Genomic DNA, 5,693 nt, shown 5'->3' with positions numbered 1-5,693 from the left:
CGCGCACGTCGGCCAGGATGCCGGCCGCGGCGCGGTCGATGGATTCGTCCTCGGTGGCCTCGAAGGCCAGCAGCGTGGACAGGGCGGATTTGAATCCGGGATCGCGGGAGTCGAGACGATTGATCAGGGCCATGGCGTCATGGAGCAAGCAGGTAGCGGCCGCCGCGGCGTCGCGGCGGGCGAGGGTCAGGCATTGCGGGAGGCGGCTCTCTCGAAGGCGTCCAACAGCGGTTGCAGGCGGGCGCCGCGGGTCTTCAGTGCGGCCTGGTTGACGATCAGGCGCGAGGAGATCGGCATGATGTCTTCCACCGCGACCAGGTCGTTGGCGCGCAAGGTGCCGCCGGTGGACACCAGGTCCACGATGCAGTCGGCCAGGCCCACCAGCGGCGCCAGTTCCATCGAACCATACAGCTTGATGATGTCCACGTACACACCCTTGGCGGCGAAGTGTTCACGGGCTGACTGCACGTACTTGGTGGCCACGCGCAGGCGCGCGCCCTGGTGGACGGCGCCTTCGTAGTCGAAGCCCTTGCGCACGGCCACGGCCAGGCGGCACTTGGCGATGTTCAGGTCGATGGGTTGATACAGGCCGCCGGGTTGTTCCTTGGCATGCTCGATGAGCACGTCCTTGCCCGCGATGCCCAGGTCGGCCGCGCCGTATTGCACGTAGGTGGGGACGTCCGAGGCGCGCACGATGATCAGGCGCAGGCCGGGATCGCTGGTGGGCAGGATCAGCTTGCGCGAGCTTTCGGGGTTCTCGGGGACTTCAATGCCGGCCTCGGCCAGGAGGGGCATGGTCTCTTCGAAGATGCGCCCTTTGGACAGGGCCAGGGTCAGGGGGGGGACGGTCGTGGGGGCATCGTTCATGCCTGTTCCTTGCCGGTAACGCGTTGGATGTTCGCGCCCAGGGCGCGCAGTTTCACTTCCATCTGGTCGTAGCCGCGGTCCAGGTGGTAGATGCGGTCGACCAGGGTCTCGCCTTCGGCCGCGAGGCCGGCGATGACCAGGCTGGCCGAGGCGCGCAGGTCGGTGGCCATGACGGTGGCGCCCGACAGCTTCGGCACGCCGCGCACGATGGCGGTGTGGCCGTCGATGTCGACGTCCGCGCCCATGCGGCGCAATTCCTGCACGTGCATGTAGCGGTTTTCGAAGATGGTCTCGACGATGACCGAGGTGCCTTCGGCCACGGTGTTCAGCGCCATGACCTGGGCCTGCATGTCGGTGGCGAAACCGGGGTACTCCAGCGTGCGGAAGCCCACCGCGCGGGGGCGCGAGGACATGGCGCAGCGGATCCAGTCGGGGCCGGTCTCGATGGTGAGGCCGGCTTCGGTCAGCTTGCTCAGGGTGGCGCCGAGGATGTCCGCGTCCGTGTTGCGCAGGACGATGTCGCCGCCTGCTGCGCCGACCGCGCACAGGAAGGTGCCGGCTTCGATGCGGTCGGATATGACGCGGTGATCGGCGCCGTGCAGGCGATCCACGCCGTCGATCACGATGCGGCTGGTGCCGTGGCCCTGGATGCGGGCGCCCATCTTGATGAGCAGTTCGGCCAGGTCCACCACTTCCGGTTCGCAGGCGGCGTTTTCCAGCACGGTCCGGCCTTCGGCCAGCACCGCGGCCATCAGCAGGTTTTCGGTGCCGGTGACGGTGACCATGTCGGTGCGCACGGAGGCGCCCTTCAGGCGCTTGGCGCGCGCCACCACGAAGCCGTGTTCGATACTGATTTCAGCGCCCAGCATGGCCAGGCCTTTGATGTGCTGGTCCACGGGACGCTGACCGATGGTGCAGCCGCCGGGCAGGCTGACGCGGGCTTCGCCGAAGCGCGCCAGGAGCGGACCCAGCACCAGGATCGAAGCCCGCATGGTCTTGACCAGGTCGTAGGGAGCTTCCAGCTTGTCGATCTGGTTGGCCTGCAGCGTGACCGTGCCGTCCGCGGCGCGCTCGGCGCGCATGCCCATGCGGCCCAGCAGGCGCAGCATGGTGGCGGTGTCGTTCAGATGCGGCACGTTGCTGAGGGTCAGGGCATCGGCGGTCAACAGGCCGGCGCACAGGATCGGCAGGGCCGAGTTCTTGGCGCCGGAAATGGAGATTTCGCCGTGCAGGCGCGAACCTCCGGTGATGCGTAGCTTGTCCATCACTTGCCTGCTTGCTGGTATTCGGCGGGCGTCAGGGTGCGCATGGACAGCGCATGGATTTCGGCCTTCATGCGGTCGCCGAGCGCGGCATAGACCAGTTGATGGCGCTGGATCAGGCGCTTGCCTTCGAAGGCGGTGCTGACGATGACCGCGTCGAAATGCGAGCCGTCGCCTTGCACGTCGAGATGTTCACAGGGCAGGCCGTCCGCGATGTATTGGCGGACTTGCGCGGGAGTGGGAAGCATGGACGTCAGTTCCTGAGTTTGTAGCCGCTGGCCAGTAGCCGCAGCGCATAGAGCGATAGCGCGAGGAACACCCCCGTCACCACGGCCAGGCTGCGCCAGGGGGAGACGTCCGACACCGAGAAGAATCCGTAACGGAAGCCGTCGATGGTGTAGAAGATGGGGTTCCAGTGGGACACGCTCTGCCAGAAGGCGGGGAGCGTATGGATGGAATAGAAGACGCCGGACAGGAAGGTGGCCGGCATGATGAGGAAATTCTGGAAGGCTGCGAGCTGGTCGAATTTTTCGGACCACAGGCCGGCAATCAGGCCCAGCACGCCCATGATGCCGCAGGCCAGCACGGCGAAGACGGCCAGCCACAGCGGATGGGCGGGGATCAGCGACACGAAGAACAGCGCCACCACCCACACGCACAGCCCGACCGCGAGGCCGCGCACGATCGCGGCCAGCACATAGGCGGCGAAGATGTCGCGGTGCGACAGCGGCGGCAGCAGCATGAAGACCAGATTGCCCGTGATGCGGCTCTGGATGAGCGATGACGAGGGGTTGGCGAACGCGTTCTGCAGCATGCTCATCATCATGAGCCCGGGAATCAGGAACGCCGTGTAGGGCACGCTGCCGTACACCATGACGCGCCCTTCCAGCACATGGGCGAAGACCAGCAGGTACAGCAGCGCGGTGATGACCGGGGCGGCGATGGTCTGGAAGCTGACCTTCCAGAAGCGCAGCAATTCCTTGCGCAGCAAGGTCGGGAAGCCGGAGCCCGCATCCAGGCGGGGCTGCACCAGCGGCTGGCTGGCGGTCGCGGCGGGCTGGGTCATGACGAGATCTCTTCGGGTTGCAGGGCGGGCGCGGGTTGCTCGTCGCCTGCGTGCATGATGCGCACGAAGGCGTCTTCCAGGTCGACCCCGCCCACGCGGGCCATCAGGGCCTGGGTGGTGTCCAGCGCCACGATGCGGCCGCGCTTGAGCATGGCGATGCGGCCGCACAGGGCTTCCGCTTCTTCCAGGTAGTGGGTGGTCAGCATGATGGTGTGGCCGGCCTTGTTCAGGCGCGAGATGAATTCCCACAGCGTGCGCCGCAGGTCCACGTCCACGCCGGCAGTGGGTTCGTCCAGCACGATCACGGGCGGGCGGTGCACCAGCGCCTGGGCTACCAGCACGCGGCGCTTCATGCCGCCGGACAGCGCCCGCATATTGGAGTTGGCCTTGTCGGCCAGCCCCAGGTTGAACAGGATTTCGTCGATCCAGTCGTCGTTCTTGCGCAGGCCGAAATAGCCGGACTGGATGCGCAGGGTTTCGCGCACCGTGAAGAACGGGTCATAGACCAGCTCTTGGGGCACGACGCCCAGGGCGCGCCGTGCCGACTTGTAGTCGGCCACGACGTCGTATCCACAGACCGTGGCGCGGCCTGAACTGGCGTGCGCCAAGCCGGCCAGGATCGAGATCAGCGTGGTCTTGCCGGCGCCATTGGGGCCGAGCAGGCCGAAGAACTCGCCGTGTTCGATGTTCAGGCTGACATTATCCAGCGCCTGGAAGCCGGCGGCGGGCGCGCGGCCGAGCAGCTTCTGCCAGCCGCGCTGGCGCGGGGAGTAGACCTTGGAGACGTTTTCTAGACTGACGGCGGACATGACGGCGGGGGATGGCCCGGAAAGAGCGAATTGATCATTATATAAGCGCGTTGCCGTGGCTCTGGCCGGTAGCCCTGGCATCTCCCCGGGTATCCGGCTGGTCTGTCCCTAAAACAATCGGCCCGGCGGGCCACAAGGGCGCGCCGGGCCGCGATAGCCGCGAGGCCGGTCATTGATTGCGCTGGTTCAGCGCCTGGATCAGGCCGTCGATGCCGTCACGATTGATCTGCTGGGCGAACTGGTTGCGGTAGTTCTCGATCAGCCAGATGCCTTCGACGTTCATGTCATAGATCTTCCAGCCCTGGGGCGTCTTTTCCAGGCGGTAGTCGACGCCGGTCGGCTGGCCGTTGGCCTGGCTGATCAGCGTGCGCACGACGACGTCGTCGGCCTTGGGATCGCCGCGGAACGGCAAGGCGGTGACGTTGGTGCTGGAGGTGACGCGGGTCAGCGCGCCGCTATAGGTGCGTACCAGCGTGCCGCGGAAGGCTTCGGCCAGCGCCTTCTTCTGCGCATCGGTGGCCTGGCGCCAGTAGCGGCCGGCGGCCAGGCGGGTCGTCTTCTGGAAGTTGACGTAGGGCAGGATGTGCTCGTTGACCACCTGGTTGATGCGGGCGGTGTTGCCCGCCTTGACCGCGCCGTCCGCCTTCAGGACATCCAGGGCCTCGTTGGCAGTGGCCAGCACGAATTGGTCCGGAGCGCCGTTGGCGTCGGGCTTGGCCTGCGCGCCAGCGGTCAGGCCCAGGCCCAGGCCCAGGAGGCCCGCGAAAACCAGACGCTGCAGCAGGGAAACAAAAGAAACTCGCATCAAAACTCCTTACTTGTACTGAGGGCGCAGCGCGGCGGCTTACTTGACCGCAGGTTGCGCCGCGGGTTGCGCGGCGGGCTGTGCCGCCGGCTGCGCGGCGGGGGCGGCATCGCCCTCGTCGTCTTCGTAGTTGGGCAGCGCGGACTCGTCGTCCACCTTCTGGCCCAGCACCATGGCGGCGCGGCGCTGCAGATAGGCGTCGCGGATGAAGCTGTAGGGGTCGAGCGCGACGCGGTCGATCGTGTCGGTGGCGCTCAGCAGGCTGGCGCGCGTATCGACCACGCGCAGGCCCCACAGCGAGTTGCGCAAGCGGACGTTGTCGATGGCGTCCACGCCCATGTAGCCGTAGGTCGTGCCGGCGAAGTCGCCGATCAGGCCCGTGCCGTCGCGCACGGTGGACGAACCGAAGAACGGCAGCACCAGGTACGGACCCTGGCTGAAGCCCCACACGCCCAGGGTCGTGCCGAAGTCGTTCGGGATGCGGCGCGCGCCATTGGCCGAGGCGACGTCGAAGCAGCCGCCCACGCCCATGGTGGTGTTGAACAGGAAGCGGCCCAGCGTGTTGACGAAGTCGTGGCCGCGGCCTTGCAGGAAGCTGTTGGTGCCGGACCAGAGGTCGCCGACGTTGCTGAAGATGTTGTGCACGCAGCTACGCACCGGCTGCGGCATGACAAAGGTGTAGGCCTGCGACACCGGCTTGAAGACGGCGCGGTCGACGGTGTCGTTGAACTTGTAGACGCCCCGGTTGAAGCCTTCCCAGGGATCGCGGGGATCCGGGTTCTGCGGCGCGGCGCAGCCTGCCATCAGCGCGCCCGCGGCGGCAACGGTGGCAATCCTGCTAAGAGCTTTCTTGTTCATGATCAGGGCATCCCTATCAATAATTC

At 66.7% G+C, this 5,693-nt stretch carries 7 protein-coding genes and 1 pseudogene; all 8 read right to left on the bottom strand.

All coding sequences use genetic code 11. The features are described 5' to 3' along the window. Positions 1–133: pseudogene (locus VIR09_RS20805) on the bottom strand (histidinol dehydrogenase); the annotation flags it as partial. Between the two features lie 53 nt (positions 134–186). Continuing rightward, positions 187–867 carry an ATP phosphoribosyltransferase gene (gene hisG, locus VIR09_RS20800; RefSeq protein ID WP_332014570.1) on the bottom strand — a complete coding sequence of 227 codons (681 nt, stop codon included), beginning with the start codon at positions 865–867 and terminating at the stop codon, positions 187–189. Then, positions 864–2,132 (bottom strand): UDP-N-acetylglucosamine 1-carboxyvinyltransferase, encoded by a 1,269-nt coding sequence (gene murA / locus VIR09_RS20795; protein WP_332014569.1) that lies wholly within the window; start codon positions 2,130–2,132, stop codon positions 864–866. Before murA ends, hisG begins: the two co-directional genes overlap by 4 nt. Continuing rightward, positions 2,132–2,377, bottom strand: a complete 246-nt coding sequence (locus VIR09_RS20790; protein ID WP_013390953.1) for a BolA family protein — start codon at positions 2,375–2,377, stop codon at positions 2,132–2,134. The genes murA and VIR09_RS20790 overlap by 1 nt, the downstream gene beginning before the upstream one ends. Before the next feature lie 5 nt (positions 2,378–2,382). After that, a complete protein-coding gene (locus tag VIR09_RS20785; protein WP_013390954.1) occupies positions 2,383–3,195 on the bottom strand; it encodes an ABC transporter permease in 813 nt (270 codons plus the stop codon). Further along, on the bottom strand, positions 3,192–4,004 hold the full coding sequence (locus tag VIR09_RS20780) for an ABC transporter ATP-binding protein (protein WP_013390955.1): 813 nt from the start codon (positions 4,002–4,004) through the stop codon (positions 3,192–3,194). The genes VIR09_RS20785 and VIR09_RS20780 overlap by 4 nt, the downstream gene beginning before the upstream one ends. A 169-nt stretch (positions 4,005–4,173) precedes the next feature. Next, positions 4,174–4,809, bottom strand: a complete 636-nt coding sequence (locus tag VIR09_RS20775) for an ABC transporter substrate-binding protein (RefSeq protein ID WP_332014568.1) — start codon at positions 4,807–4,809, stop codon at positions 4,174–4,176. Positions 4,810–4,848: 39 nt separating this feature from the next. Further along, positions 4,849–5,667 carry a VacJ family lipoprotein gene (locus VIR09_RS20770; protein WP_332014571.1) on the bottom strand — a complete coding sequence of 273 codons (819 nt, stop codon included), beginning with the start codon at positions 5,665–5,667 and terminating at the stop codon, positions 4,849–4,851. Between the last annotated feature and the right edge of the window lie 26 nt (positions 5,668–5,693).

This window comes from Achromobacter sp., from assembly GCF_036567245.1.
Lineage (GTDB): Bacteria > Pseudomonadota > Gammaproteobacteria > Burkholderiales > Burkholderiaceae_B > Achromobacter.
Note: the sequence above shows the minus strand (reverse complement) of the source record. Positions and strands in the feature narration are given on the sequence as shown.